Source organism: Bacillus carboniphilus (assembly GCF_039522365.1).
In the GTDB taxonomy this organism is placed as follows: Bacteria; Bacillota; Bacilli; order Bacillales; family JC228; genus Bacillus_BF; species Bacillus_BF carboniphilus.
Genome location: NZ_BAAADJ010000006.1, coordinates 116,462 through 141,062, shown reverse-complemented (window position 1 = coordinate 141,062; position 24,601 = coordinate 116,462). Strand labels below are relative to the sequence as shown.

At 41.4% G+C, this 24,601-nt stretch carries 24 protein-coding genes and 1 other annotated feature; of the genes, 21 read left to right on the top strand and 3 right to left on the bottom strand.

The features are described from left to right. Positions 1 to 103: 103 nt before the first annotated feature. The gene (pyrG, locus tag ABDZ91_RS04235; RefSeq protein WP_343796648.1) at positions 104 to 1,705 is read left to right on the top strand and encodes a CTP synthase; all 1,602 of its coding nucleotides are present in this window, start codon (positions 104 to 106) and stop codon (positions 1,703 to 1,705) included. 574 nt (positions 1,706 to 2,279) lie between these two features. On the opposite strand, the gene ABDZ91_RS04230 is transcribed toward pyrG, so the two are convergent. After that, on the bottom strand, positions 2,280 to 2,795 hold the full coding sequence (locus ABDZ91_RS04230; protein WP_343796647.1) for a DUF2529 family protein: 516 nt from the start codon (positions 2,793 to 2,795) through the stop codon (positions 2,280 to 2,282). A gap of 229 nt (positions 2,796 to 3,024) precedes the next feature. Here ABDZ91_RS04230 and ABDZ91_RS04225 point away from each other — a divergent pair, with 229 nt between their 5' ends. From ABDZ91_RS04225 to ABDZ91_RS04175, 11 genes are all read left to right on the top strand, one after another. Next, positions 3,025 to 3,396, top strand: coding sequence for a response regulator (locus ABDZ91_RS04225; RefSeq protein ID WP_343796645.1), 372 nt, complete (start codon positions 3,025 to 3,027; stop codon positions 3,394 to 3,396). 355 nt (positions 3,397 to 3,751) lie between these two features. Continuing rightward, positions 3,752 to 4,609 (top strand): class II fructose-bisphosphate aldolase, encoded by an 858-nt coding sequence (locus ABDZ91_RS04220; RefSeq protein ID WP_343796643.1) that lies wholly within the window; start codon positions 3,752 to 3,754, stop codon positions 4,607 to 4,609. 75 nt (positions 4,610 to 4,684) lie between these two features. Next, positions 4,685 to 5,338, top strand: a complete 654-nt coding sequence (fsa, locus tag ABDZ91_RS04215; protein ID WP_343796642.1) for a fructose-6-phosphate aldolase — start codon at positions 4,685 to 4,687, stop codon at positions 5,336 to 5,338. Positions 5,339 to 5,506: 168 nt separating this feature from the next. Next, on the top strand, positions 5,507 to 6,793 hold the full coding sequence (locus tag ABDZ91_RS04210; RefSeq protein ID WP_343796641.1) for a UDP-N-acetylglucosamine 1-carboxyvinyltransferase: 1,287 nt from the start codon (positions 5,507 to 5,509) through the stop codon (positions 6,791 to 6,793). Positions 6,794 to 6,983: 190 nt separating this feature from the next. Further along, positions 6,984 to 7,952 carry a class II fructose-bisphosphatase gene (gene glpX / locus ABDZ91_RS04205; protein ID WP_343796640.1) on the top strand — a complete coding sequence of 323 codons (969 nt, stop codon included), beginning with the start codon at positions 6,984 to 6,986 and terminating at the stop codon, positions 7,950 to 7,952. 263 nt (positions 7,953 to 8,215) lie between these two features. Then, positions 8,216 to 9,484, top strand: a complete 1,269-nt coding sequence (gene rho / locus ABDZ91_RS04200) for a transcription termination factor Rho (protein ID WP_343796639.1) — start codon at positions 8,216 to 8,218, stop codon at positions 9,482 to 9,484. Positions 9,485 to 9,777: 293 nt separating this feature from the next. Beyond that, a complete protein-coding gene (gene rpmE / locus ABDZ91_RS04195) occupies positions 9,778 to 9,978 on the top strand; it encodes a 50S ribosomal protein L31 (RefSeq protein WP_343796638.1) in 201 nt (66 codons plus the stop codon). A 324-nt stretch (positions 9,979 to 10,302) separates the two neighbouring features. Continuing rightward, positions 10,303 to 10,905, top strand: coding sequence for a thymidine kinase (locus ABDZ91_RS04190; RefSeq protein WP_343796694.1), 603 nt, complete (start codon positions 10,303 to 10,305; stop codon positions 10,903 to 10,905). A 150-nt stretch (positions 10,906 to 11,055) separates the two neighbouring features. Next, positions 11,056 to 11,511: a hypothetical protein gene (locus ABDZ91_RS04185; protein ID WP_343796636.1), complete on the top strand. Its 456-nt coding sequence runs from the start codon at positions 11,056 to 11,058 to the stop codon at positions 11,509 to 11,511. A gap of 112 nt (positions 11,512 to 11,623) precedes the next feature. Continuing rightward, entirely contained in the window at positions 11,624 to 12,439 is an 816-nt protein-coding gene (locus ABDZ91_RS04180; RefSeq protein ID WP_343796635.1) for a histidinol-phosphatase, read from the top strand. 56 nt (positions 12,440 to 12,495) lie between these two features. Next, a complete protein-coding gene (locus ABDZ91_RS04175) occupies positions 12,496 to 12,774 on the top strand; it encodes a hypothetical protein (RefSeq protein ID WP_343796634.1) in 279 nt (92 codons plus the stop codon). A 431-nt stretch (positions 12,775 to 13,205) separates the two neighbouring features. On the opposite strand, the gene serA is transcribed toward ABDZ91_RS04175, so the two are convergent. Together serA and ABDZ91_RS04165 are read right to left on the bottom strand one after the other, a co-directional pair. Then, complete coding sequence (gene serA / locus ABDZ91_RS04170) at positions 13,206 to 14,792, bottom strand: phosphoglycerate dehydrogenase (protein ID WP_343796633.1); 1,587 nt, start codon at positions 14,790 to 14,792, stop codon at positions 13,206 to 13,208. After that, a complete protein-coding gene (locus ABDZ91_RS04165) occupies positions 14,789 to 15,949 on the bottom strand; it encodes a pyridoxal-phosphate-dependent aminotransferase family protein (protein WP_343796632.1) in 1,161 nt (386 codons plus the stop codon). The genes serA and ABDZ91_RS04165 overlap by 4 nt, the downstream gene beginning before the upstream one ends. 60 nt (positions 15,950 to 16,009) lie before the next feature. After that, positions 16,010 to 16,238, bottom strand: a binding site (T-box leader). A 182-nt stretch (positions 16,239 to 16,420) separates the two neighbouring features. Between ABDZ91_RS04165 and prfA the strand changes: the two genes are divergently transcribed. The 9 genes from prfA to rpiB all read left to right on the top strand — a co-directional run bounded on the left by prfA (position 16,421) and on the right by rpiB (position 24,598). Next, positions 16,421 to 17,491 (top strand): peptide chain release factor 1, encoded by a 1,071-nt coding sequence (prfA, locus tag ABDZ91_RS04160; protein WP_343796630.1) that lies wholly within the window; start codon positions 16,421 to 16,423, stop codon positions 17,489 to 17,491. Further along, a complete protein-coding gene (prmC, locus tag ABDZ91_RS04155) occupies positions 17,488 to 18,351 on the top strand; it encodes a peptide chain release factor N(5)-glutamine methyltransferase (protein ID WP_343796628.1) in 864 nt (287 codons plus the stop codon). The genes prfA and prmC overlap by 4 nt, the downstream gene beginning before the upstream one ends. A gap of 429 nt (positions 18,352 to 18,780) precedes the next feature. Further along, positions 18,781 to 19,461, top strand: a complete 681-nt coding sequence (gene spoIIR, locus ABDZ91_RS04150; RefSeq protein WP_343796627.1) for a stage II sporulation protein R — start codon at positions 18,781 to 18,783, stop codon at positions 19,459 to 19,461. Between the two features lie 120 nt (positions 19,462 to 19,581). Continuing rightward, positions 19,582 to 20,025: a hypothetical protein gene (locus ABDZ91_RS04145; protein WP_343796625.1), complete on the top strand. Its 444-nt coding sequence runs from the start codon at positions 19,582 to 19,584 to the stop codon at positions 20,023 to 20,025. Between the two features lie 163 nt (positions 20,026 to 20,188). Next, a complete protein-coding gene (locus ABDZ91_RS04140; RefSeq protein WP_343796624.1) occupies positions 20,189 to 21,247 on the top strand; it encodes an L-threonylcarbamoyladenylate synthase in 1,059 nt (352 codons plus the stop codon). A 343-nt stretch (positions 21,248 to 21,590) separates the two neighbouring features. After that, positions 21,591 to 22,106 carry a manganese efflux pump MntP gene (locus tag ABDZ91_RS04135; protein WP_343796692.1) on the top strand — a complete coding sequence of 172 codons (516 nt, stop codon included), beginning with the start codon at positions 21,591 to 21,593 and terminating at the stop codon, positions 22,104 to 22,106. 175 nt (positions 22,107 to 22,281) lie between these two features. Continuing rightward, a complete protein-coding gene (locus ABDZ91_RS04130) occupies positions 22,282 to 22,722 on the top strand; it encodes a low molecular weight protein arginine phosphatase (RefSeq protein WP_343796622.1) in 441 nt (146 codons plus the stop codon). A gap of 15 nt (positions 22,723 to 22,737) precedes the next feature. After that, complete coding sequence (locus tag ABDZ91_RS04125; protein ID WP_343796620.1) at positions 22,738 to 24,033, top strand: methyl-accepting chemotaxis protein; 1,296 nt, start codon at positions 22,738 to 22,740, stop codon at positions 24,031 to 24,033. 118 nt (positions 24,034 to 24,151) lie between these two features. Next, positions 24,152 to 24,598, top strand: a complete 447-nt coding sequence (gene rpiB, locus ABDZ91_RS04120; RefSeq protein ID WP_343796619.1) for a ribose 5-phosphate isomerase B — start codon at positions 24,152 to 24,154, stop codon at positions 24,596 to 24,598. Positions 24,599 to 24,601 lie beyond the last annotated feature (3 nt).

The following is a 24,601-nucleotide window of genomic DNA, read 5'->3' as shown; positions in this document are numbered from 1 at the left end:
TTATAAGCTGTTTACTTAAATGTAGGAAGTGAACCGTCCTTTCCCCTACTACGTGAGCAAATAAATAAAGAAAAATTAAGTATAAAAGGAAGGGGACTATATCGTGACGAAATATATTTTCGTAACCGGAGGAGTTGTATCTTCTCTTGGAAAAGGAATTACAGCAGCATCTCTAGGGAGACTACTAAAAAACAGAGGTCTTCAAGTAACGATTCAGAAATTTGATCCGTATATCAACGTGGACCCAGGCACGATGAGTCCATATCAACATGGTGAGGTTTTCGTAACCGATGATGGTGCGGAAACAGACTTAGACTTAGGTCACTATGAGCGTTTTATCGATATTAACCTTAATAAATTCAGTAACGTAACAACCGGTAAAATTTATTCTTCTGTCTTGAAAAAAGAAAGAAGAGGAGACTACCTAGGAGGAACTGTACAGGTTATTCCTCATATTACAAATGAAATTAAAGACCGTGTGTTTAGAGCGGGTAAAGAAACGAATGCAGATGTGGTCATCACAGAAATTGGTGGAACGGTAGGAGATATTGAGTCCCTTCCATTTTTAGAAGCAATTCGCCAAATAAAAAGTGATGTGGGTCGAGACAATGTGATGTATATCCATTGTACACTCATTCCTTTCTTAAAAGCGGCAGGAGAAATGAAGACAAAACCGACGCAACATAGTGTAAAAGAACTTCGTAGCTTAGGAATACAGCCAAACGTAATCGTAGTAAGAACAGAAATGCCAGTTTCACAAGATATGAAGGATAAGATTGCGTTATTCTGTGACATCGATACGAGAGCTGTAATAGAAGCTCGCGATGCAGATACACTATATGAAGTTCCATTAGATCTTCAAGCACAACATTTGGATTCGATTGTCTGTGAACATTTGAAGCTCGATTGTAAAGAAGCGGACATGGTAGAGTGGAATGCTCTTGTAAACAAAGTGCGTAATCTATCGGGCAAAGTGAAAATCGGATTGGTTGGGAAATATGTGGAGCTACAGGATGCATACATCTCTGTAGTTGAAGCGTTAAAGCATGCAGGCTTTGCTTTTGATGCAGATGTGGAAGTGAAATGGATCAACGCCGAGCATGTGGATGCAGGTAATGTAGAAAGCCTTCTTAACGATGTAGATGGAGTTCTCGTTCCGGGTGGATTCGGAGACCGTGGAGTCGAAGGTAAAATTGAAGCGATTCGCTATGCACGTGAAAACAAGGTGCCTTTCCTTGGGATTTGTCTTGGTATGCAGTTAGCGTGTGTGGAGTATGCACGTAATGTATTAAACTTAGAAGGTGCGCATAGTTCAGAACTTCAACCAGATACGCCATATCCAGTCATTGATTTACTACCAGAGCAAAAGGATGTAGAAGACTTAGGTGGAACCCTTCGTTTAGGTCTATACCCATGTAAAATCAACGAAGGTACGGAAGCGATGAGAGCGTACAATGACGAAGTAATCTATGAAAGACATCGTCATCGTTATGAGTTTAACAATCAATATCGTCAAGAGATGGAAGCGAAAGGCTTTACGTTCTCTGGTACAAGCCCAGACGGTCGTTTGGTAGAGATCATTGAGTTAAAGGATCATCCTTGGTTCTTGGCATCTCAATTCCATCCTGAATTTACGTCAAGACCGACAAGACCTCAACCATTATTTAGAAACTTTGTTGAGGCTTCTATTAAAGCGAAGCAATAATAATAAGGCTATAAAATAAAGGAAGTGGGGAAAAAGATAAATCTTTCTCTCCACTTCCTTTTGTTTTGGGATAGATGCTGGCAGATAGTGAACCTCCTGTCCACTTCAATTCCTAGCCGGACCCACGTTCCGTTATTTTAATAAAAATGCCGGTTTTTGAGGGTCAACCGGACACAGGTTCCGCTAATCGACCTTTTTGAGTCCATTTTCTATACATTTTAGCCAAATAGCGGAAGCTCTGTCCGCCAAATCATTGAAATCGCGCTTTTTTAGGCAAATAAGGGATCTCCTGTCCGCTTAAATCGCTAGCCGGACTAAGGTTCCGCTATTTTTATAAAAATGCCGGTTTTAGGGGTTCAACCGGACACAGGTTCCGCTAATTGACTATTTTGAAGCCATTTTACACCGATTTAAACCAAATAACGGAAGCTCTGTCCGCCAAATTATTGAAATCGCGCTTTTTTAGGCAAATAACGGATCTCTTGTCCGCTTAAATAACATAGCGGACCCAGGTTCCGTTAATTTTACAAAATGCCGGTTTTCAGGGTTCTAACATACCCAGCTCCGGAAAAATTTACTCTTCCTCCTCCAACATCTCCCTAATCAAAAAGTGAATCTGATGATAAATGAACAACGATGCCATTCCCGTCGGATAACCAAATCGTTCACCTGTCTCCCCTGGAATTAACCCACGGTTTACTTTTAGGTCAATTAGTATATCTCCCACAGTCTCATCTGAATTTTTTTCTTTATTGGCAACAACGACAAACGGAATTTGGTTGTCCTCTAACATGGATGTAAGTTCTTTTACCTGAGAAATTTCCCTTGTGAAGATCCATGCACGGTCCGCAATCGTCATCTCTTTTACATTATCCAACGTTAATTCTTTTACAGAAGGTAGAGGCTCCACCCCGTTCAAAGCCTCCGCTAGAACGGCAGAGAGTTCCTGACTCCCATATAAATATATAGAACCTTCACCAATTATTGCTTGGGAAAGGAGTCTAGCTGCGTCTTCAAATTGATAGCCGTAATCATCTGTAGATAACCGCTGAAAAAGTCCTGTCAGCTGCGTAGTAAATATTTTATTCATGTCTAAAAAGCTCCTTACTTCATTTAGGTTCTGTGGATACTATTGTAAGAAAATAAAAAAACATTGTAAAATATATGAGAAGATTTATAGTAAATCTAGAAATTATTTTTCGAAAATACTATAAATATGGAAATTGTAGAAGGAATTGGAACCTGCAAAATAGAATAAAAGGTGAAGAGAGATTATTCAGGTAACAATTTAAGTATCGAAAACGGGAAGAGGTGGAGAGATGAAAGAAAAAATTTTAATTGTGGACGATCAGTTTGGGATTAGAATTCTTTTAAATGAAGTGTTTAATAAAGAAGGGTATCAGACGTTCCAAGCTGCTAATGGAGTCCAAGCTTTAGAAATCGTCAAAAGTCATTCCCCTGATCTTGTACTACTTGATATGAAAATACCGGGTATGGATGGAATTGAGATTCTTAAGAGAATGAAAGTAATCGATGAAGACATCCGTGTCATTATTATGACAGCCTATGGGGAGCTAGACCTGATTCAAGAAGCGAAGGATTTAGGAGCGCTAACACATTTTGCAAAGCCTTTTGATATTGATGATATACGTACAGCGGTTCGAAAATATCTACCGCTGAAATCTAGTTAATGGTAAATATAAAATAGCATTTATTCTATACATATTGTACATGTAGGAGCTTAGATTAGAACCTCTATCCGAGAGGTTAAAATAGTCAAAGCTCCTGCTTTTTGTTATACTTTGAAAGTGAAATTTCAGGGCTGATTCACAGCAATTTAAAGAAGTAGTATAGACTTCGGTGTCCTTCCATGTAGAGGTTACCAGAGGTTACAAATACATTAAGATAACGAATGTTGTTTTTTTTCATATGGAGGAATATTATTTTTAGTGTGGAAAGAAGCTAATATTGGAAATAGCTGTTTTAAACAAACTACGTTTCTATCGCTGAATGCTATACTTATTCTTACATAAGGAGGAAATTAGAATGCCCCTAGTATCCATGAAAGAAATGCTTATTAAAGCAAAAGAAGAAGGTTATGCAGTTGGCCAATTCAACTTAAATAACCTTGAATTTACTCAAGCGATTCTTCAAGCTGCTGAAGAAGAAAAATCACCTGTAATCTGCGGTGTTTCTGAAGGCGCTGCTCGTTATATGGGTGGTTTTAAAACCGTTGTTGGCATGGTTAAAAACTTAATGGAAGAATACAATGTGACAGTTCCTGTTGCAATCCATTTAGACCACGGTTCAAGCTTTGAAAAGTGTGCCCAAGCGATTCATGCAGGATTTACATCCGTTATGATTGATGCTTCTCATCATCCGTTTGAAGAAAATATCGCGACAACGGCTAAGGTTGTTGAATTAGCACATATCCATGGAGTATCTGTAGAAGCAGAGCTTGGTACAGTTGGTGGACAAGAGGACGATGTGGTTGCTGACGGTGTAATCTACGCAGATCCTAAAGAATGTGAAGAGCTTGTGAAGCGAACAGGTATCGATTGCCTAGCGCCTGCATTGGGTTCTGTTCACGGTCCTTATAAAGGAGAACCAAACCTTGGTTTCAAGGAGATGGAAGAAATCGGGAATGCGACTGGATTACCACTTGTTCTTCACGGTGGAACAGGTATCCCAACAAAGGATATCCAAAAAGCAATCTCATTTGGAACAGCGAAAATCAATGTAAATACTGAAAACCAAATCTCTTCTGCCAAGGCTGTTCGTCAAGTATTAGCAGAAAAGACAGACATGTACGATCCTCGTAAATACTTAGGGCCAGCTCGTGACGCTATTAAAGAAACCGTAAAAGGTAAAATGCGCGAATTTGGTTCTTCAAATAAAGCTTAAGATACAATTGGAACCGCCTTTTTTTGAGGCGGTTTCCTTTATAAACATTATGTATAAACAGGGGAGGAAAATAGGATGAAGTTCTTTATTGATACGGCAAACCTACAAGAGATTAAAGATGCAAACGATTTAGGTGTTATTGCGGGAGTGACAACAAATCCTACACTTGTGGCAAAAGAAGGCGTTTCTTTTCACGAAAGGCTAAAAGAAATCACTAGTATTGTGAGTGGTTCCGTAAGTGCTGAAGTCATTGCTCTTGATGCAGAAGGTATGATTCAAGAAGGAAAAGAACTAGCTGGTATTGCACCGAACATCACTATTAAAGTCCCTATGACAGCTGAAGGATTAAAAGCAACCCATGCTTTTTCAAAAGAAGGAATTAAAACAAATGTAACCCTCATCTTTAGTGCCAACCAAGCCCTACTTGCAGCAAGAGCAGGTGCAACCTATGTTTCCCCGTTTATCGGAAGACTGGATGATATTGGATTTAATGGGCTCGATCTCATCTCTGATATCCATACCATTTTCCAAATACATGATATCGATTCAGAAATTATTGCAGCTTCTGTCAGACATCCTCAACATGTAACAGAGGCAGCTCTTAGAGGCGCCCATATTGCAACCATCCCGTATAAGGTGATCATGCAGTTACTCCAGCATCCGTTAACAGATAAAGGAATTGACGCTTTCTTAAAAGATTGGAATAGTACCTTCGGAGATAAAGCCTAGGACCTACATCCAAAAGAACTATTTTCTAAAATTTTGAAGTATTACTTCATGATTCACTATTTTTTGTGTAAACTAGTAAATAGTATACAGTTCGGAATAATCTATTGAATGTGGAAAAAAATACTAACTTTGCGTAAGAGTAAAGCTACAATGGGAAGGGAGTCTAACATGGAAAAGCTAAAAATTGCAGGAGCCTATCCGTTAAAAGGGCAAATACGAGTGAGTGGAGCAAAAAATAGTGCTGTGGCGCTTATACCGGCAACGATTTTAGCGGAATCTCCTGTAACCATTGAAGGTTTACCTGACATATCAGATGTTTCAATACTGAAAGATTTGTTAGAGGAAATTGGCGGAAAGGTTACGCTAGAAGACCAAATGATGCATGTGGACCCAAGTTCAATGGTTTCGATGCCGTTACCAAATGGGAAAGTAAAGAAATTAAGAGCTTCCTATTATCTAATGGGTGCGATGCTTGGTCGATTCAAAAAAGCAGTCATTGGTCTTCCGGGTGGATGTCACTTAGGACCTCGACCAATTGACCAACATATCAAAGGTTTTGAAGCACTGGGCGCAAAGGTAACAAACGAGCAAGGTGCCATTTACCTTAGAGCGGACGAACTTCGTGGCGCTAGAATTTACCTTGATGTTGTAAGTGTTGGGGCGACCATTAATATAATGCTGGCGGCTGTAAAAGCTAAGGGAAAAACCATCATCGAAAACGCAGCAAAAGAGCCAGAGATTATCGATGTTGCTACATTACTTACGAGTATGGGCGCTAAAATTAAAGGTGCAGGTACTGACGTCATTCGTATTGAAGGTGTTGAAGAGCTGAAAGGCTGCAGACATACCATCATTCCAGATCGTATTGAAGCAGGAACGTTTATGATATTAAGTGCGGCTATGGGAGATGGCGTGTTAATTGATAATGTCATTCCTCAGCACTTAGAGTCCGTCATTGCAAAGCTTAGGGAAATGGGAGTAACAGTAGAAACGAGTTATGACCAAATCTTTGTAAGACGTGGAGAAAAAGTGAAAGCCGTTGACATAAAGACGCTTGTACATCCAGGCTTTCCAACAGACCTGCAACAGCCATTTTCTAGCCTATTAACGAGTGCAGAAGGAACGAGTGTTGTTACAGATACGATTTACTCTGCACGCTTTAAACATATCGATGAGTTAAGAAGAATGAATGCCAATGTAAAAGTAGAAGGTCGTTCAGCGATCATTACGGGCCCAGTTCAACTTCAAGGTGCCAAAGTCAAAGCGAGTGATTTAAGAGCAGGCGCTGCCCTTGTTATTGCAGGTTTAATGGCAGAAGGGGTCACTGAAATTACAGGTTTAGAGCATATTGATCGTGGATACAGTAATTTAGTAGAGAAATTGAATGGTCTAGGTGCTACAATCTGGCGAGAAAAAATGACAGAAGAAGAAATCGAGCAGATGAAAAGCTCGTAATCCATAAGCCGATCAAACCTCCCCCTTTTGCTTCGAAGGGGGAGTAATCGGTTATCCCTCACCAAGAAAACCCCAAGAAACATAGATGAAATCTTTCCAATTTCTTATTTTTTGCCAATCTATCGTCAATCCCTATCAGAAATCTGGTACAATATCAGGTGTAAAGGCTTGCAAAAGAGGAGGACCTTACATGGAACGAAGTCTGTCAATGGAGTTAGTGCGTGTCACAGAAGGCGCAGCCCTTGCTTCTGCCCGTTGGATGGGAAGAGGACTAAAGGATGAAGCAGATGAAGCTGCTACGAGTGCGATGCGTGATGTATTTGATACTGTCCCTATGAAAGGAACGGTAGTCATTGGAGAAGGAGAAATGGATGAAGCTCCAATGTTATATATAGGGGAAAAGCTAGGTACAGGTTATGGCCCTCGTGTAGATGTAGCAGTTGACCCGTTAGAAGGGACAAACATTGTTGCATCAGGTGGCTGGAATGCCCTTGCAGTTTTGGCTATTGCGGATAATGGCTGCCTACTTCATGCTCCAGATATGTATATGGACAAAATTGCAGTTGGACCTGAAGCAGTTGGTCAAATCGACATCAACGCTTCCGTATTAGACAACCTAAAAGCTGTAGCGAAAGCAAAAAATAAGGACATTGAAGATGTGGTAGCAACCGTTTTAAATCGTGAAAGACACGGTAAAATCATTCAAGAGCTTAGAGAAGCGGGAGCCCGAATTAAGTTAATCAACGATGGTGATGTTGCAGGTGCGATTAATACTGCGTTTGATCATACGGGTGTAGATATCTTATTTGGATCCGGTGGAGCACCTGAAGGCGTTATAGCTGCGGTCGCACTAAAATGTTTAGGTGGAGAAATCCAAGGGAAATTACTACCTCAGAATGACCAAGAAGTAGAGCGATGCATCAAAATGGGACTAGACCTAGAAAAAGTCTTACTCATGGAAGACTTAGTTCGAGGAGATGACGCCATCTTTGCAGCAACGGGTGTAACAGACGGTGAGCTATTAAGAGGTGTCCAATTCAAAGGCTCCTACGGATTAACACACTCCCTAGTTATGCGAGCAAAATCAGGAACGGTTCGTTTTATCGATGGAAGACACAGCTTGAAAAAGAAGCCAAACCTTGTGATCAGGCCGTCGTAAACAATAGGCTGGGGCTCGGAATTGTATATGTTCTGAGCTCCCAACTATTTAAATTCTTTTGACAAAAACAACAAATCGGTCTAATATTGTGTAAGGTTTTACATTGTTTTCTACTTATAACTTCGATTGAATCTCCAACCAAAATCATCTTTCTACCCATCCGTTTTTCGTTCACCCTACATAAGAATGCATACCTTTGGGAGAAGGAATCTTTTTTCTTGATTCAATAGAAAACTAAATAAACAAAGCGTGGTGCTATAGAAATGGAAGAACTAACAATTACCGGTCTTGAAAATATGAAATTAAAAGACCTTTACGAACTTGCAAGAAAATATAAGATTTCATACTACAGCAAATTAACAAAAAAAGAACTTATTTTTGCCATCTTAAAAGCTCAAGCAGAACAAGAAGGATACTTCTTTATGGAAGGTGTCCTAGAAATCATCCAATCAGAAGGTTTTGGATTTTTAAGACCAATCAACTACTCGCCAAGCTCTGAAGACATCTATATATCAGCTTCACAAATTCGCCGATTTGACCTTCGTAACGGGGACAAGGTATCTGGTAAGGTTCGTCCTCCAAAAGAAAACGAAAGATACTTTGGTCTACTCCATGTAGAAATGGTCAATGGTGATGACCCTGAGACAGCGAAAGAAAGAGTTCATTTTCCTGCCTTAACTCCTTTATATCCAGACCGTCAAGTAACATTAGAAACCACTACTCGAAACCTATCGACTCGTATTATGGACTTAATTTCACCAGTCGGTTTTGGTCAACGTGGATTGATTGTAGCTCCACCTAAAGCAGGTAAAACGATGCTACTTAAAGAAATTGCAAATGCCATCACAACCAATCATCCGGAAGCGGAACTGATTGTACTTTTAATTGATGAGCGTCCAGAAGAGGTAACAGATATTGAGCGTTCAGTAGCAGGTGACGTGGTTAGCTCAACATTTGATGAAGTGCCAGAAAACCACATTAAAGTAGCTGAATTAGTCCTTGAGCGTGCCATGCGTCTAGTTGAGCACAAGCGCGATGTTATTATTCTAATGGATAGTATCACTCGTTTAGCGCGTGCATACAACTTGGTCATCCCACCAAGTGGACGTACCCTTTCTGGTGGTATTGACCCAGCAGCATTCCACCGTCCAAAGCGTTTCTTTGGTGCTGCCCGTAATATCGAAGAGGGCGGTAGCTTAACGATTTTAGCAACGGCTCTTGTCGATACTGGTTCTCGTATGGATGATGTGATTTACGAAGAATTTAAAGGTACAGGTAACATGGAGCTACATTTAGATAGAAATCTTGCAGAAAGACGTATTTTCCCTGCAATCGATATTCGTCGTTCTGGTACTCGTCGCGAAGAGTTACTGGTAGAAAAAGATCACCTCGAAAAGCTTTGGGCGATGAGAAAAGCGATGACCGACACACCAGATTTCTCAGAAAAATTACTAAGACGTCTTCGTCAAACAAAATCCAACGAAGAGTTCTTTGAGCAGCTTTCTGAAGAAATGAAGCAAAAGAAATCCTAATTTTTACAGGAATGGAATAAGTTTTACACATAGAATATTAGCTGCGTTTAATTGCTGGGCTCTTGATTCATAGGTCCATTCTCTCTTAAAAAAACACCGCTATGTCAAGGTTTGTCTTGCTGGTGGAAAGAATTCTGTGTGAGCTTCTGCTTTTATAATTAGGTTGCAAACTTATTATTCACTTGTTATAATGATAACAGTTTGTTTCAAAGATTCGCAGGCTGATTGTTCAGTCTGTATATGGAATATAAACTCTGTTTCGAATGATTCAGGGCGAGAAGGAGTGGAAAAGAATGAAACAAGGTATCCATCCAAATTTCAAAAAAGCGCTTGTTAAATGCGCATGCGGTAACGAATTTGAAACTGGTTCAGTTAAGGAAGAGATTCGCGTAGAGGTATGCTCTGAATGTCATCCATTCTACACTGGCCGTCAAAAATTTGCTTCTGCAGATGGACGTGTTGATCGATTCAATAAAAAATACGGCCTTAAGTAATAAAAGACTTAAAAACAGGCAAGCACACTACTTGCCTGTTTTTTCTTCTTTACATAGGGTATTTTTCGTTCAAAATATAGAAAAAACATTAAAATACTTATTTTTGGGGCTGATATCGGCAGCCTATCCTCAAAGTGAATTTCTGCTTATCAAACACTTCAAATAAATATTTTTTGCACTAATATCATTGATAATAACGGTATTCATCGACAATGCCATTTTTTTCTATTATAAGTTTTGTGAAAAGATGACGAAAAAAGGATAGATAGTTTTTGCAGGCGAACTGCATGCAAAATGAAGGTCTTGGAAGGAGCGGCAATGGATATGTTTGTTGTAAAACAATCTGGCTGGATTGAAGTAATATGTGGAAGTATGTTTTCTGGGAAATCAGAGGAACTCATTAAGAGGGTACGTAAGGCACAATTTGCAAAAGAAACCGTTGCCGTTTTTAAACCTGCCATTGATAACCGATATAGTGAGGTAGCCGTTGTTTCCCATAATGGGACTCAAGTTCAAGCTATTTCTGTAACGTCTCCATCGGATATTTTATCTCGTGTAGATGCAAATGTTGATTTAGTAGCCATTGACGAAGTTCAATTTCTGGATCAAGAAATTGTGGATGTGGTTCAACAATTGGCGAATCAGGGACACCGTGTAGTGCTAGCGGGTCTAGATCAGGATTTCCGTGGAGAGCCATTCGGACCTATGCCACAACTTCTGGCTGTTGCAGAATTAGTTACTAAGTTACATGCTGTATGCTCCGTATGTGGGTCACCAGCAAGTCGGACTCAACGTCTCATTGATGGACAACCAGCCCACTACAATGACCCAGTCATCCAAGTGGGTGCAGCTGAAAGCTACGAACCAAGATGTCGTCACCATCACCAAGTCCCGGGTAAGGTGGCAGCAGCGACAACCACAGTTTAACCTGTGAAATTTTTTAAAAAAACAGGCCTTATCGAGTGTACATGTCTCGATGAGGCTTTTTATTTTGGATTTGAAATTCGTATCACCTTTTTTTGGATGATTGATTCAAGATTATATGGGAGAAGCTAAAAGCATAGGGAGGTAGATGATATGGTTAAAGTATTGAAATGGACCATCATTCCCCTGATATGCTCAATGACGATGACAGGTTGTGGTTTTAATAACAATCACCAGGATTCCATTTACGAAGAAGCAGATTATAATGGAATGAAGATGATTACCAATGATCAGGGAAGAAGAGGCCGTGATTTAAGAGACGATCCAATCAACACGAACCAAAGTCCGACTTCATATATTGATCCTAGCGAAGACATGCCGACCTTAGGTACTGATGTCGACAAGGCAAAATGGGTGATTGAAAACGAAACAGAATATGAACCAGGACCCGTTATGATCAATGGACAAGACATGTGGGTTCGCGTTTACCATAAAGGTATGATGTCACAGGAGGAAAGAGTAAAAGAAGAAGCAGCAGTTCATAAGCTTCTAATTAAAGCTTTGCCTCGCTATTATATTGAAGTCAAAATGCAAGAAGACCGGAGATAACCAAGCGTGCGGGACAAGTATCTGTCCCGTTTTTTTTAATTGCCAAAAGCAATGGGACAGCAACTCTGTGTGTTACTATAGTGATAATGAATCAGCCAAAGGGGAGATGGCGATGCTCACGGATTATCACGTACATATGCATGAGACCGGTGATTTCTCAGTGGACTATTTAAAACAGTACGTAGAAAAGGCTAGAGAACTAGGGATTGAAGAATTAGGAATTTCTGAGCATGCTTATTTTTTCTGGGAAACAAAGGAAATCCTTTCAAACCCATGGGTTGATAACCGACGCGGACTTCATTTTCATGATTATCTTGGGCTTTTTGAAGAAGCAAATAAGCAGGGAATCAACGTGAAAATGGGGATTGAAATGGACTACACGCCTGGAAAAGAGAAGCAAATGGAGGCCTTTATCAATCAATATCCATTTGATTATGTCATTGGTTCTGTTCATTGGATTGAGGAGTGGGGGATTGACCTCGAAATCTATCGCCATGAATATGAAAAGAGAGACATTTATAAAGCATATGAGCAATATTTTGATCAAATCGTCACCCTTGCACAGTCGAGACTTTTTAATTTTGTAGGACATATCGACCTTATTAAAATCTTTTCCTATAAACCGGACGATCAGGAATTCGTGGAAGCTCAGTATGATCGGGCTGTGGAGGCGCTCGCAAAATCAGGAACCTGTATTGAAATCAGTACCGCCGGTCTCCGTAAACCAGTGGGGGAAATGTATCCGGATCCACTGTTGTTAAAAAAGTGCTATGACGCAGGAGTGGGAATCGTCCTGTGTTCTGATGCCCATGCACCGAAGCATGTTGGATATGCTTATGATCAATCGTTGGAACTAGCGAGGTCAGTGGGGTATGAAGAAATTCAGGTGTTTAGTGGGAGGAAGAGGGAGACGCATCGTTTGGGTTAAAATAGAGAAAGCAACGCTTTGATGGCGTTGCTTTTTTGTTTGGTGCATATGCTTAGGTGCTGAGTTCTGAAAAAAGGGTGCCGAGTTCTGAAAAAGAGGTGCTGAGTTCTGAAAAAGAGTTGCCCAGTTCTGAAAAAAGGGTGCTGAGTTCTGAAAAAGAGGTGCTGAGTTCTGGAAAAAGGGTGCTGAGTTCTGAAAAAGGGGTGCCGAGTTCTGAAAAAAGGGTGCTGAGTTCTGAAAAAGAGGTGCTGAGTTCTGGAAAAAGGGTGCTGAGTTCTGAAAAAGAGATGTCGAGTTGTTCTCTTTTTTTTCTCCACACTAAAACTAGGACGTAAAACTAACTTATGTTCTGTTTTTCTCTCCTCGGCCTTAAAACTAGGACGTAAACCGGATTTTCGTTCTCTTTTTTCCTCCTCGACTCCAAAATTAGGACATAAAACTAACTTATGTTCTACTTTTCTTTCCTCAGATTTAAAACTAGAACATAAACCGGATTTTCGTTCTCTTTTTTCTTCCTCGACTCCAAAACTAGGACGTAAAACTAACTTATGTTCTGTTTTTCTCTCCTCGGCCTTAAAACTAGAACACAAACCGGATTTTCGTTCTCATTTTTCTTCCTCGACTCCAAAACTAGGACATAAAACATACTTATGTTCTACTTTTCTTTCCTTGGATTTAAAACTAGAACATAAACCGGATTTTTCTGAAAAAGAGGTGCCGAGTTCTGAAAAACGCCGGTTATGTTCCGAACCCCCGCACCACAAACCTACAAATCAATCGCAATCACCGCAAATATATCAGTCAACCTTCTTAACTCATCCACAACATGCCCCTCAGCTTGACGGTCAATGGTTAACATCATAATGGCACTCCCGCCAACATCTAAGCGGCCCACCTGCATCGTCGCAATGTTAATATCGAAATTCGCTAACAAGCTTCCAACCCGCCCAATCGCACCAGGCTGGTCCTTATGTTGAATTAAAATCAGATGACCCGAAGGCTTCACATCTACGCTGTAGTCATCAACCTTCACAATTCGAGCTCCTAACCCACTTAGAAGAGTTCCGGCAACTTTCCTTGCTCCTGACTTGGTTTTAATCTCAACAGTTAACAAATTAGTGAAGCCCTTTGTGGATGAGGATTTATGTTCAATAATGACGATCCCTTTCTTCTGAGCAAGGAAGTGTGCATTTACATCATTTACATGCTCACCCATGTAGCGTCGTAGCAAACCTTTTACAGTATTCCGAGTTAATGGGGCTGTATCTAAATCTGCCAATTCACCGGAATAATAGATGCAAACTTCCTCCACAGCTTCATCCGTTAAACGGGAGATAAACGCGCCAATTTTCTCGGATAAATGAAAGTACGGTTCGATTCGTTTCATCACTTCAGCTGGTACAGAAGGGAAGTTAACAGGATTTTTTGCTAAGCCCCCCGTTAAAATTTGGAGGACATCCCGACAAACATCTATCGCCACATTTTCCTGAGCTTCCACGGTACTGGCCCCGAGGTGAGGAGTGGCAATCACTTCAGGTAATTCTAAAAGTTTATAATTCTGGACAGGTTCCTCTTCAAATACATCTAATGCTGCACCGGCTACTTTTCCAGAAAGAATAGCTTCATATAAGGCTTCTTCGTCAATAATGCCACCCCGTGCACAATTCACGATTTGAACGCCATCTTTCATCTGACTAAATGCCTTATGGTTAATTAAGTGCTTCGTTTCCTTCAACAATGGGGTATGGACGGTTATAAAATCCCCAGCCCCCAAAACATCCTCTAAGCACCCATATTGGATCCCCATTTTTTCAGCTTTTTCTTCCGTTAAATAGGGGTCATATGCAATGACATTCATTTTTTGCCCTTTGGCTCGTTCAGCGACCTCAGCCCCTATCCGGCCAAGTCCTACAATCCCGAGTGTTTTATTTTTCAATTCCACTCCAACAAAGGACTTGCGGTCCCAGCGGTGCTCCTTTAGGGCAGCGTAAGCTTGTGGGATTTTTCGTGCTAACGCCATGAGCATTGCCATCGTATGTTCTGCGGCTGAGTTCGTATTTCCATCCGGAGCGTTTACTACAAGAACCCCATGTTCGGTAGCTGCATCTAAATCAATATTATCGACGCCTACACCAGCTCGCCCAATAACTTTCAGCTTGCTGGCCTGTCTAAGTACCTCTTTTGTTACTTGTGTCTGACTACGAACGAGCAGCGCATCATACTCGCCAATACAATGTAGTAACTCATCCACACTCAATTCCGTAGAAACCGTTACTTCAATCCGGTCATCCTGGTGTAGTGCATGAAGCCCTTCATCACTCAATGGATCACTAATCAAAATGCGTAATGTCATTCTGTTTTCCCTCCATTTAGAAAAGTTAACTGTGCGGCTGCACTTCCGACTCCGGCTTCACGTCCAACTCCAAGTCGAGCTAACCCTAACTCCAATAGACTAATAGTTTGTAAAACATCAGCTAGTGAGCAATATCCCATATGGCCGATCCTGAAAATTTTATTTTTCAACTCCTGCTGTCCGCCAGCTAGATTCAGTCCGAATTCTTTTAGTAACACGTGTCGAAGTTCATTCGCTTGGAAGTCCCTTGGATAGACAGCAGTGACAGTTGGCGATGCTGATTGGTCTGTGGTGAGGAGAGGGAGTTGGAGTGCATGACAGGCAGATCTAGTCATCTTCATCATCAATTGGTGTCGGGTAAAAACCTGTTTTACCCCCTCTTCTTCTACAAGATTCAGCACTTGATCCAGTCCGAATAACAGAGATACAGCGGGAGTGAATGGTGTAGAGTCTTTCACTAGATTGTCATGGTACTTTTTTAGGTCGAAATAAAACCGAGGTCGTGGATTATGATGGACTCGGTCCCATGCTCGGTCACTTACTGCTATAAAAGTTAAACCGGGAGGCAGCATCAATGCTTTTTGTGAGCCTGTAACGAGTACATCGATACCCCAATCATCCATCTTCGTTTCGACTCCGCCAACGCATGAGACCCCATCTACTACTAAAAGTGCATCCGAGTTTTGCTGAACAACTTGTGCTAACTCCTGAATGGGATTGAGTACTGCTGTGGAAGTCTCACAAAAGGTAGCAAACACAACTTTTATAGAAGGATTCGCACTTAAAAATGCTTTGACATGCTCGGGAGCGATCGCTTCACCCGGAGGAGCTTCCATGCGGTGAGTCACCAATTGATGGGCTTCACAAATTTGAGCAAATCGTTCACCGAATGCTCCGGTGACTAGAACGAGAACTTCATCATGAGGTTGGGTTGTATTAACGACAGCCGTTTCTAATCCAGAGGTTCCACTACCAGCTAAAATTAGGACCTCTTGTTCGGTGCCGAAAATGGGCTTAAGTCTTGGGCGAATAGTTTGTAGGAGCATCTTTGTTTCTTCATCACGATGGCCAATCATCGGTTGCAATATTGCACGTTGAACACTTGGTGGAATAGGCGTTGGACCGGGAATTCGTAAAAACTGTTGATCAGATAACATACTCATTCTCCTCATTTCTAAATAATTTTTAGACAAAAATAAAACCTTCCACCCCCTAGGATAAGGGGCGAAAGGTTGATTTCGCGGTACCACCCTTGTTCGCTGCTTTCATAGAAGCAGCCTTCATTTGGCGCCATGACAGTAACGGGCATGACCCGAACAAGCCTACTCATGCAGTTCGGCTTGCTAACTCAGAAGGGCTATCCATTGATCAGACCACTGGTTTGCACCACCCACCAGCTCTCTTTAGACCCTCATTCAATGAACCTGTCTTCTTCAACGTATTTCCGTATTAAAGGATTTATTTTCCATTATATTAACAGAATCGAATTTAATGTCAACGGGATTGTTAGATTTTTTAGAAAATTTAACAAAGCAAAAAGTTAAAACGCTGGATTTAAATCCACTTTGACCTTTTAACACCCAATGTAATATAATGACAATGTTATGCAGAATATGAGGTGAAGTCTAGTGTTTGATCGTCTACAAGCAGTTGAAGACCGATATGAACGTTTAAATGAGCTTTTAAGTGATCCTGAAATCGTAAATGATCCAAAAAAGCTTCGCGAATACTCAAAGGAACAGTCTGATATCCAGGAAACAGTTCAAGTGTATCGCGAATATAAAGAGGCTAAAGAGCAATTTAATGAAGCGAAAGCCATGCTTGAAGAAAAGTTAGATGCGGAAATGAGAGAAATGGTAAAGGAAGAGATTGATGAGCTTGAAGATCGTCTAGAAGAGCTCGAAGCTCGTCTGAAAATACTATTGATCCCGAAAGATCCGAATGATGATAAAAACGTTATTTTTGAAATTCGTGGTGCTGCCGGAGGGGACGAAGCTGCCCTATTTGCAGGAGACCTTTACAGAATGTACAGCCGTTATGCAGAAGCGCAAGGCTGGAAAACAGAAGTGATTGAGGCAAGCTCAACGGGTGTCGGTGGTTATAAAGAGATTATCTTTATGATTAACGGGAACGGTGCTTACTCAAAACTGAAGTATGAAAACGGAGCACACCGCGTTCAACGTGTCCCTGAAACGGAATCCGGTGGTCGTATCCATACATCGACTGCAACAGTAGCTTGTCTTCCAGAGGCGGAAGAAGTAGAAGTCGATATCCATGAAAAAGATATCCGTGTAGATACATTTGCATCCAGTGGACCTGGAGGACAAAGTGTAAACACGACAATGTCTGCTGTTCGTTTGACTCACATTCCGACTGGGACGGTTGTTTCCTGTCAAGATGAGAAGAGCCAAATCAAGAACAAGGAAAAAGCGATGAAGGTTCTACGTGCACGTGTGTATGATAAGTTCCAACAAGAGGCACGAGCGGAATATGATCAGCAAAGAAAATCTGCAGTAGGTACGGGAGACCGTTCAGAACGTATTCGTACGTACAACTTCCCGCAAAACCGTGTAACCGACCACCGTATCGGTCTAACGATCCAAAAGCTTGACCAAATTTTACAAGGTCGTCTAGATGAAGTCATTGACGCTTTGATCATGGAAGATCAATCAAGCAGGCTGGAGAATGCAGATCTATGAGTGAAACAAAAGTAATGGAAGCCCTCACTTGGGCTTCTTCTTTTTTACACGTTCATGGTCGAGATGCCAATGCTGGTGAATGGCTCATGCAGCATGTTCATAATTGGACAAGGTCAAAGCTTTTTTATCACATGAGAGACCCTATTGCCGATGAGAAAGTAGAGTTATTCAAGCAGCTAGTGAAGGAACATTGTAAGGGGACTCCCGTTCAATATTTAATGGGATACGCCGAATTTTACGGTCGAGACTTTGATGTGAATGAGAATGTACTGATTCCCCGTCCAGAAACAGAGGAACTGATTGAAGGAATTCTGCAAAGAACGGACAAACTTTTTCCGAAAAATCAGGTGCTTCGCGTTGTCGATATTGGAACGGGTAGCGGGGCTATTGCGATTACCTTAAAAAAGGAGAGGCCACATTGGGAGGTATACGCTGTGGACATTTCACAGGATGCCCTGGATGTTGCGAAGGCGAATAGTCGTAAGCTTGAAGCGGATATTACATTTTTGGAAGGTGACCTGCTTTCACCGTTTGAGGGCAAGGGTACGAGATTTGATTGTATCGTCTCTAATCCACCCTATATCCCGGATCGAGACAGGGAGGACATGTCTGTGGTTGTAACCGATCACGAGCCACACCTTGCCCTCTTTGCGGGTGAAGACGGACTAGACATATATCGAAAGTTAATTCCGCAGGCGATTGGTTTACTTTCCACACCGGGCTGCATCGGTTTAGAAATCGGGCATGGTCAAGGGGAAGCTGTCGCGAATCTGTTTAAAGAGGTCAATGCTGAGTTTAATGCTTCAGTTGAATTAGACATAAACGGGAAAGAACGAATGGTTTATTTAGAGGTGGAATAGTGTGTGCTTCTCGAAACTGGGAGTAAGCACTTCTTTTTTTGATTTGGGAGTAGCCGGGTTTTTGTAAAATAGGGAGTTTGCTTTTGGTAGGGGGCGGTAGCTTCGATGGGAGAGGCGGGGGTTCCGATAGAGCGCCAATCTTTTCCGATAGGTGGGCAGGAATTTCTGATAGAGAGGTCAAAATTTCCGATAACGGGGTAGAAGTTTCCGATAGAGAGCTCAAAATTTCCGATAGCCGGGCAAAAGTTTCCGATAGTCACCCTAAAGTGCCCCATACCATCCCCAAATCCACCTTTCACCCATCAAATTTCACTGCCAAACCAACTCTACTAATCTCACAAAAATATAAAATCCACATTTTTTTCAATTTGATAGTTTAAGATTTGGAATTCCTGGCCACACTGTCTTAGTGAAAGGGTGGTGTATCCCATGAAAGCCAAAATTCTAGCGGGATCTTATATTTTTCTATTAGTAGTAGGGACTCTTGTTTCTTTATATATTCCAAAAAATGATGCGGTAGCCAACGAGGCGGTAGTGATACCGAATGAAGCGATTCGCCTCCGCATTCTAGCAAATAGTGATTCAGAAAAAGATCAACTTGTAAAAGAAAAGGTTAGAGATGAAGTCAACAAGGCGATTACAGCTTGGGTTGAGGATCTAACTTCGCTAGATGCGGCGAGGGATACGATCAAAGGGAATTTACCCGAGATTGAGAGAATTGCACAAAGAGTGTTAAAAGAAGAAGGAAGTCAACATTCTATTAAAGTAGATTTTGAAAAAGTTCAGTTCCCGACGAAATTGTACGGTGAGTTTCTATATCCGGCTGGTGAGTACGAAGCGGTACTTATCACAATCGGTGAGGGTACCGGTGCAAACTGGTGGTGTGTATTATTCCCTCCTCTATGCTTTGTCGATTTCTCAAATGGTGTAGCAACCTCACCTGGGTTTGAAGACGACCCTGTGGAAAAAGAAGAAGATACAAAAGAAAAGACTGTAAAACTATCAAAGGCTGATAAAAAAGAGAAGAAAGACCCAGTGTATGTGGAAGAGAAAGAGGAAGAAGTAGAAGTACGATTCTTCATCGTAGACTTCTTTAAGTCTATCTTTTAAACGAGTACTATCAAAAGATCATTCTTCTATCAGATGAATGGTCTTTTATATCATTTTTGTTCTATTTACTCTCTTAAATCATATGTATTAGTAAGAGATGATAAAGAGGTGGTAGAATACATGGTATATCAATCAAGGTTTGCTAGAAAAGAAGATGTTGCTTCATTAAAAAGATTTTTAGAACATGCTGGAGTTAGTTCCGAGGGTGTGGATCGTTTATACGAGTATTTTATTATTCTTGAAAAAGAGAACAAAGAATGTGTAGCATGTTTAGGAGTAGAACCTTTGAAACAAGTAGGACTGATGCGTTCACTTGTTATGATGCCGAGTGTTCGGGAAGAAGGTCTATTCCTACTATTTGAAAAGATGATGCAGCTTGCACAGGAAAAACAAGTAAAACAGTTACTGTTAGCGACAAACCGAAACAGTTCGGTTCCGTTTTTAGCTGCTTTAGGGTTTAACGCTGTGGATAGAGAAGAGGTACCAGAGGAACTTTCCCTTTCAGAGCATGGAAAACAGCTTCTACAATCAGAAATTGTTATGTTCATGCAGAGAATTGTGTAAAAGTTTTAAAAAAAGCCTGTGATTGTGGATAAACATTTTCCAATCTAGGCTGAAAACGGTTAAAAACAGCCACTTATCCACAGAGTTATCCACCACCTACCCACAAAATGTGGACAAACTGATAACAAAAAGAGCAAAAATAGATATAGAGAGGTGTGGACGTATGGGGACAAGTCTGTGGATTGTGGATAGCAGTGTGGACGATTTGTGGGGAAATCCACAAATTAAGGACGCTGCCCATCAAATTCGTAAGGGAGAAGTGGTAGCTTTTCCGACAGAAACGGTATACGGATTAGGGGCGAATGCCTTAGATTCCACCGCAGTAAAGAAAATTTTTGAAGCAAAAGGAAGGCCAAGTGATAATCCACTTATTGTCCACATTGCTGAAAAAGATCAGCTTCGTGAACTGGTAGATGAAGTAACTCCGGTTGGGGAAAAACTGATGAATGCATTTTGGCCAGGTCCTCTTTCTTTAATTTTTAAAAAGAAAGAAGGCGTATTTTCTGAGCTTGTAACGGCGGGGCTGGATACGGTAGCCATTCGTGTACCAGAGCACCCTGTTGCGATCGCATTATTAAAGGAAGCGGATGTACCAGTTGCAGCACCAAGTGCTAATCGATCCGGTAGACCCAGCCCAACAACAGCTAAGCATGTGTTAGATGATCTACACGGGCGAATTAAAGGCGTTGTAGATGGAGGAGAAACCGGATATGGCTTGGAATCCACAGTTGTGGACTGTACGGGGGATATCCCGATTATCCTGAGACCCGGAAGTATTACCGCAGAAGATATCCGCGAGCTGATAGGAGAAGTTCTAGTAGACCCTGCACTAAAGGATGAAAAAGAAGCGCCAAAGTCACCGGGAATGAAATACCGTCACTATGCGCCGGAGCACCCATTATTTTTAGTAGAGGGACCCATTCAACTGCTCCAGGAATTCGTGGATCGTTTTAACCAAGAGGGTAAGCGGGTTGGAGTATTATCAACTCAAGAGAACCACCAAAACATAACGGCAGACGCAACCATTGTAATTGGAAGTGAAGAAGAGCTATCCAGTGTAGCCCATTCCTTATATGACACCCTCAGAAAAAGCGACCAACTCAATGTGGATATCTTACTCAGTCAAACATTCCCTGAAAAAGGAGTCGGACAAGCCATCATGAACCGACTGCGAAAGGCCGCGGGGAATCAAGTGTTAACTGAGGAAAATTTGAAAAAATAATGTAGTTAAAAATTAAAGAAGTCACTTTGGCTTCTTTTTCTATTGTTAACTTAAATTCAAGTGGAAAATATTATTGAAACTGCTGAGCAGCCCGAATACACGTTGACTCCTGTGGGAGAAGAGGACATAGTGAGACCCCGCAGCGAAGCGAGGAGGCTCACGGGACGCCCACGGAAAGCGAAGTGTATTCGGGCTGCGGGCCTCGTTAAAAGTCATTATTTTTATTTCCAAATTCCACTTCTGTTTCTTCTAAATTCCTAATGGACTGCATATGCTATCATCAGGCACGTCCAAAGGAGGAACAAGCGTGACAGCATTTGGAGAACTCATCACTTTACTAATCATGGCTTTTGCTTTAGGAATGGACGCATTTTCCATTGGACTTGGAATGGGAATGATCAAACTAAGGCTAAAGCAAATAGTATTGATAGGCCTAACGGTCGGTTTATTTCATGTATGGATGCCCCTACTTGGAATGATGGCGGGCAGATATTTATCGGATACATTCGGACAAGTTGCAAGCTATGCAGGAGGACTTTTGCTCATAATATTAGGCTTACAAATGTTCTGGGCAAGTTTTCAAGCAGAGGAATCCAGCCCAATTCGACCTGTGGGTATGGGTCTAATGGTGTTTGCCCTTAGCGTTAGCTTAGATAGCTTTTCGGTTGGCCTTACCTTGGGGATCTACGGGGCTAAAACCATTGTTGCAGTGATCTGTTTTGGACTAGCGGCTACATTGTTAACCTGGATTGGATTACTTTTGGGACGAAAAGTACAGGGGCTACTGGGACAATATAGTGAAGCACTGGGTGGTAGTATCCTTTTTGTGTTTGGCATTAAATTATTACTACCCATTTAAAAAAAGTGGCAGGACATGGAGTCCTGTTATTTTTTTTGCCTAGAATGGTGCAATTAAATAAACAAGTGCCAGCTTTTACCGATATAAGGAATAGAACTTTTCTGAAAAAAGGATTCTGCTCGCCTACTATGCGGTGAAAGACTGGTCTATAATGGTAGTCAAGGAGGATGTTGACATGAAACAGATTTTATTTGTATGTACAGGTAATACATGTCGCAGTCCGATGGCTGCAGCTATTGTAAAAGCTATGGACCAAGAAGGTTTTGATGTGCAGTCCGCAGGGATATTTGCATCAAATGGTAGTGATGCATCCCCACATACGAAACGAGTTCTTTCTGAAAATAATATGGAGTGCTCTCATTCATCTCAGCCACTAACGGAGGAGTTAATAGAATGGGCAACACATATCTTTACAATGACAGAGGGACATAAGTGGCAGATTGAGACCAGTTTCCCGTCAGCCAAAAGCAAGACGTTCACGCTGAAAGAATATGTAGGGGAAAAGGGCGATATAATGGATCCTTTCGGCGGAGATCTAGAAGTCTACCGCATGACGTATTCAGAATTAATTAGTCTTATAAAAAAAGCAATAAAAAAACTAGAAAATGAGAAGTAACGGAGGGAGCACACAGTGGGGGAACATACAGGGTATAAGTTAAGCATTCGAAGAAAGTTAGTCATATTAACATTTACACTAGCGATTATTACATATTCAACAAGTGCTATTTTTATTTCATTTTTATATGAACCAATTAACGAACTAATTGGAGTGAGTCAGGGGACTTTTACCCTGCTTACTCTAGTATTAGGGGCTATCTGGTCAGGGATCTTAACCTTTATTGCAGCGGGTTGGATTGTTAAACCAATTAAACAATTGGAAAAAGCCGCTTTAGAAACGGCATCTGGAAATCTACATACTGAAATTGAAGTATCTAAGTCAGACGATGAAATTCGTGCACTAGGTTTAGCCTTTCAAACAATGACAACAAATCTACGGGAAATGGTTAAAGAAGTAGGAGATGCAGCCAACCAAACGGGTGAAAAAGTTCTAGCCATCTCAGAGGAATCTTTAAGGGCAGCCGACCAGGCAGAAAGCATCTCTCGTACCATCAGCGAAATTTCTTCAGGAGCAGAAAACTCAGCATCTTCTGTTCAAACAACTGTAGAATCGGTTGAAGATGTTGTAAAAATTGCAGAAAATGTTCGTGGACAAGCGGCTTCTACGAAGAAAGTGTCCGAAGAGATGGTAGAAGACTTAAGAACAAGTACCGCTGTCATTGAGTCCTTATTAAAAGGTCTGGGTGAGCTTTCTAAGGAAAATGAACAATCGTTAGCGGTTGTTCAAGAGCTAGAGAGCCATGCGAAAAAAATCGGACAAATCATCAAGTTAGTTGGGGACATTGCTGAACAAACGAACCTTTTGGCGCTAAATGCTTCCATTGAAGCGGCTCGTGCTGGGGAACATGGAAAAGGCTTTGCTGTTGTTGCAGAAGAAGTCCGTCAGCTTGCCGATGAAAGTACAAAAGCCGTTTCTGACATCTCCAAATTGATTCAAAGCATTCAAGGGGAAGTTCGAAACGTCGTCAGTCAAATTACAGCTCAAGTTAAAAAAGCAGCAGAAGAGACAGAAAAAGGAACGGCTACCCAAACCGCAATGGAGGAAATGGCTAAAACGATCCATGAAGTGGCAGAGTCCATCCAAAGCATATCTGATCTAGTCGACCAACAAATGGAACATATCCAAAACACATCCACTCAATCACAAGAAGTAGCCGCAATCGCAGAAGAAACATCAGCGGGAGCACAAGAAGTAGCGGCTGCAACGCAAGAACAATCCAATGTCATCCGACATGTCGAAACACTAGCAAATGAACTAAAAGCGCAATCTGATAAATTGAAGCAGGCGATTGCGAAGTTTCAGTTATAAGAAATTGTCACCCTTCACTTCGTGTAAAGGGTGACTTTTTAATTGCCTAAAAACTTTATAATTCAAAAAAGTTATGACAAAATAAAGCTAGAATGAAAACAGAAGGAGTGAACCTTACGTGAAGGTCGCAATTGCTTCAGATCATGGCGGTATCAATATCCGAGAAGAAATCAAAGCGTTATTAACCGAATTAGGAATAGAATTTCAAGACTTTGGTTGTGAGTGTGAAACATCCGTAGACTACCCAGACTATGCACTCCCAGTAGCTGAAAAAGTAGCGAGCGGCGAATTCGATAGAGGTATTTTAATTTGCGGAACTGGAATCGGTATGTCCATTTCGGCGAACAAAGTAAAAGGAATCCGCTGTGCGCTTGTTCATGACGTTTTCAGTGCAAAGGCAACTCGTGGACATAATGACAGCAACATGCTAGCGATGGGTGAGCGCGTTATTGGACCGGGCCTAGCACGCGAAATTGCGAAGACCTGGCTTACAACCGAGTATGAAGGTGGACGTCACGCGAACCGAATCGGAAAAATCTCAGAATATGAGCAAAAGAACCTGTAGGGT

Coding starts and splice junctions, on each gene's coding strand:
- ABDZ91_RS04230 (WP_343796647.1), bottom strand. CDS start 2,795: ATGAATAAAATATTTACTACGCAGCTGACAGGACTTTTTCAGCGGTTA.
- ABDZ91_RS04225 (WP_343796645.1), top strand. CDS start 3,025: ATGAAAGAAAAAATTTTAATTGTGGACGATCAGTTTGGGATTAGAATT.
- ABDZ91_RS04220 (WP_343796643.1), top strand. CDS start 3,752: ATGCCCCTAGTATCCATGAAAGAAATGCTTATTAAAGCAAAAGAAGAA.
- fsa (WP_343796642.1), top strand. CDS start 4,685: ATGAAGTTCTTTATTGATACGGCAAACCTACAAGAGATTAAAGATGCA.
- ABDZ91_RS04210 (WP_343796641.1), top strand. CDS start 5,507: ATGGAAAAGCTAAAAATTGCAGGAGCCTATCCGTTAAAAGGGCAAATA.
- glpX (WP_343796640.1), top strand. CDS start 6,984: ATGGAACGAAGTCTGTCAATGGAGTTAGTGCGTGTCACAGAAGGCGCA.
- rho (WP_343796639.1), top strand. CDS start 8,216: ATGGAAGAACTAACAATTACCGGTCTTGAAAATATGAAATTAAAAGAC.
- rpmE (WP_343796638.1), top strand. CDS start 9,778: ATGAAACAAGGTATCCATCCAAATTTCAAAAAAGCGCTTGTTAAATGC.
- ABDZ91_RS04190 (WP_343796694.1), top strand. CDS start 10,303: ATGTTTGTTGTAAAACAATCTGGCTGGATTGAAGTAATATGTGGAAGT.
- ABDZ91_RS04185 (WP_343796636.1), top strand. CDS start 11,056: ATGGTTAAAGTATTGAAATGGACCATCATTCCCCTGATATGCTCAATG.
- ABDZ91_RS04180 (WP_343796635.1), top strand. CDS start 11,624: ATGCTCACGGATTATCACGTACATATGCATGAGACCGGTGATTTCTCA.
- serA (WP_343796633.1), bottom strand. CDS start 14,792: ATGACATTACGCATTTTGATTAGTGATCCATTGAGTGATGAAGGGCTT.
- ABDZ91_RS04165 (WP_343796632.1), bottom strand. CDS start 15,949: ATGTTATCTGATCAACAGTTTTTACGAATTCCCGGTCCAACGCCTATT.
- prmC (WP_343796628.1), top strand. CDS start 17,488: ATGAGTGAAACAAAAGTAATGGAAGCCCTCACTTGGGCTTCTTCTTTT.
- spoIIR (WP_343796627.1), top strand. CDS start 18,781: ATGAAAGCCAAAATTCTAGCGGGATCTTATATTTTTCTATTAGTAGTA.
- ABDZ91_RS04145 (WP_343796625.1), top strand. CDS start 19,582: ATGGTATATCAATCAAGGTTTGCTAGAAAAGAAGATGTTGCTTCATTA.
- ABDZ91_RS04140 (WP_343796624.1), top strand. CDS start 20,189: ATGGGGACAAGTCTGTGGATTGTGGATAGCAGTGTGGACGATTTGTGG.
- ABDZ91_RS04135 (WP_343796692.1), top strand. CDS start 21,591: ATGGCTTTTGCTTTAGGAATGGACGCATTTTCCATTGGACTTGGAATG.
- ABDZ91_RS04130 (WP_343796622.1), top strand. CDS start 22,282: ATGAAACAGATTTTATTTGTATGTACAGGTAATACATGTCGCAGTCCG.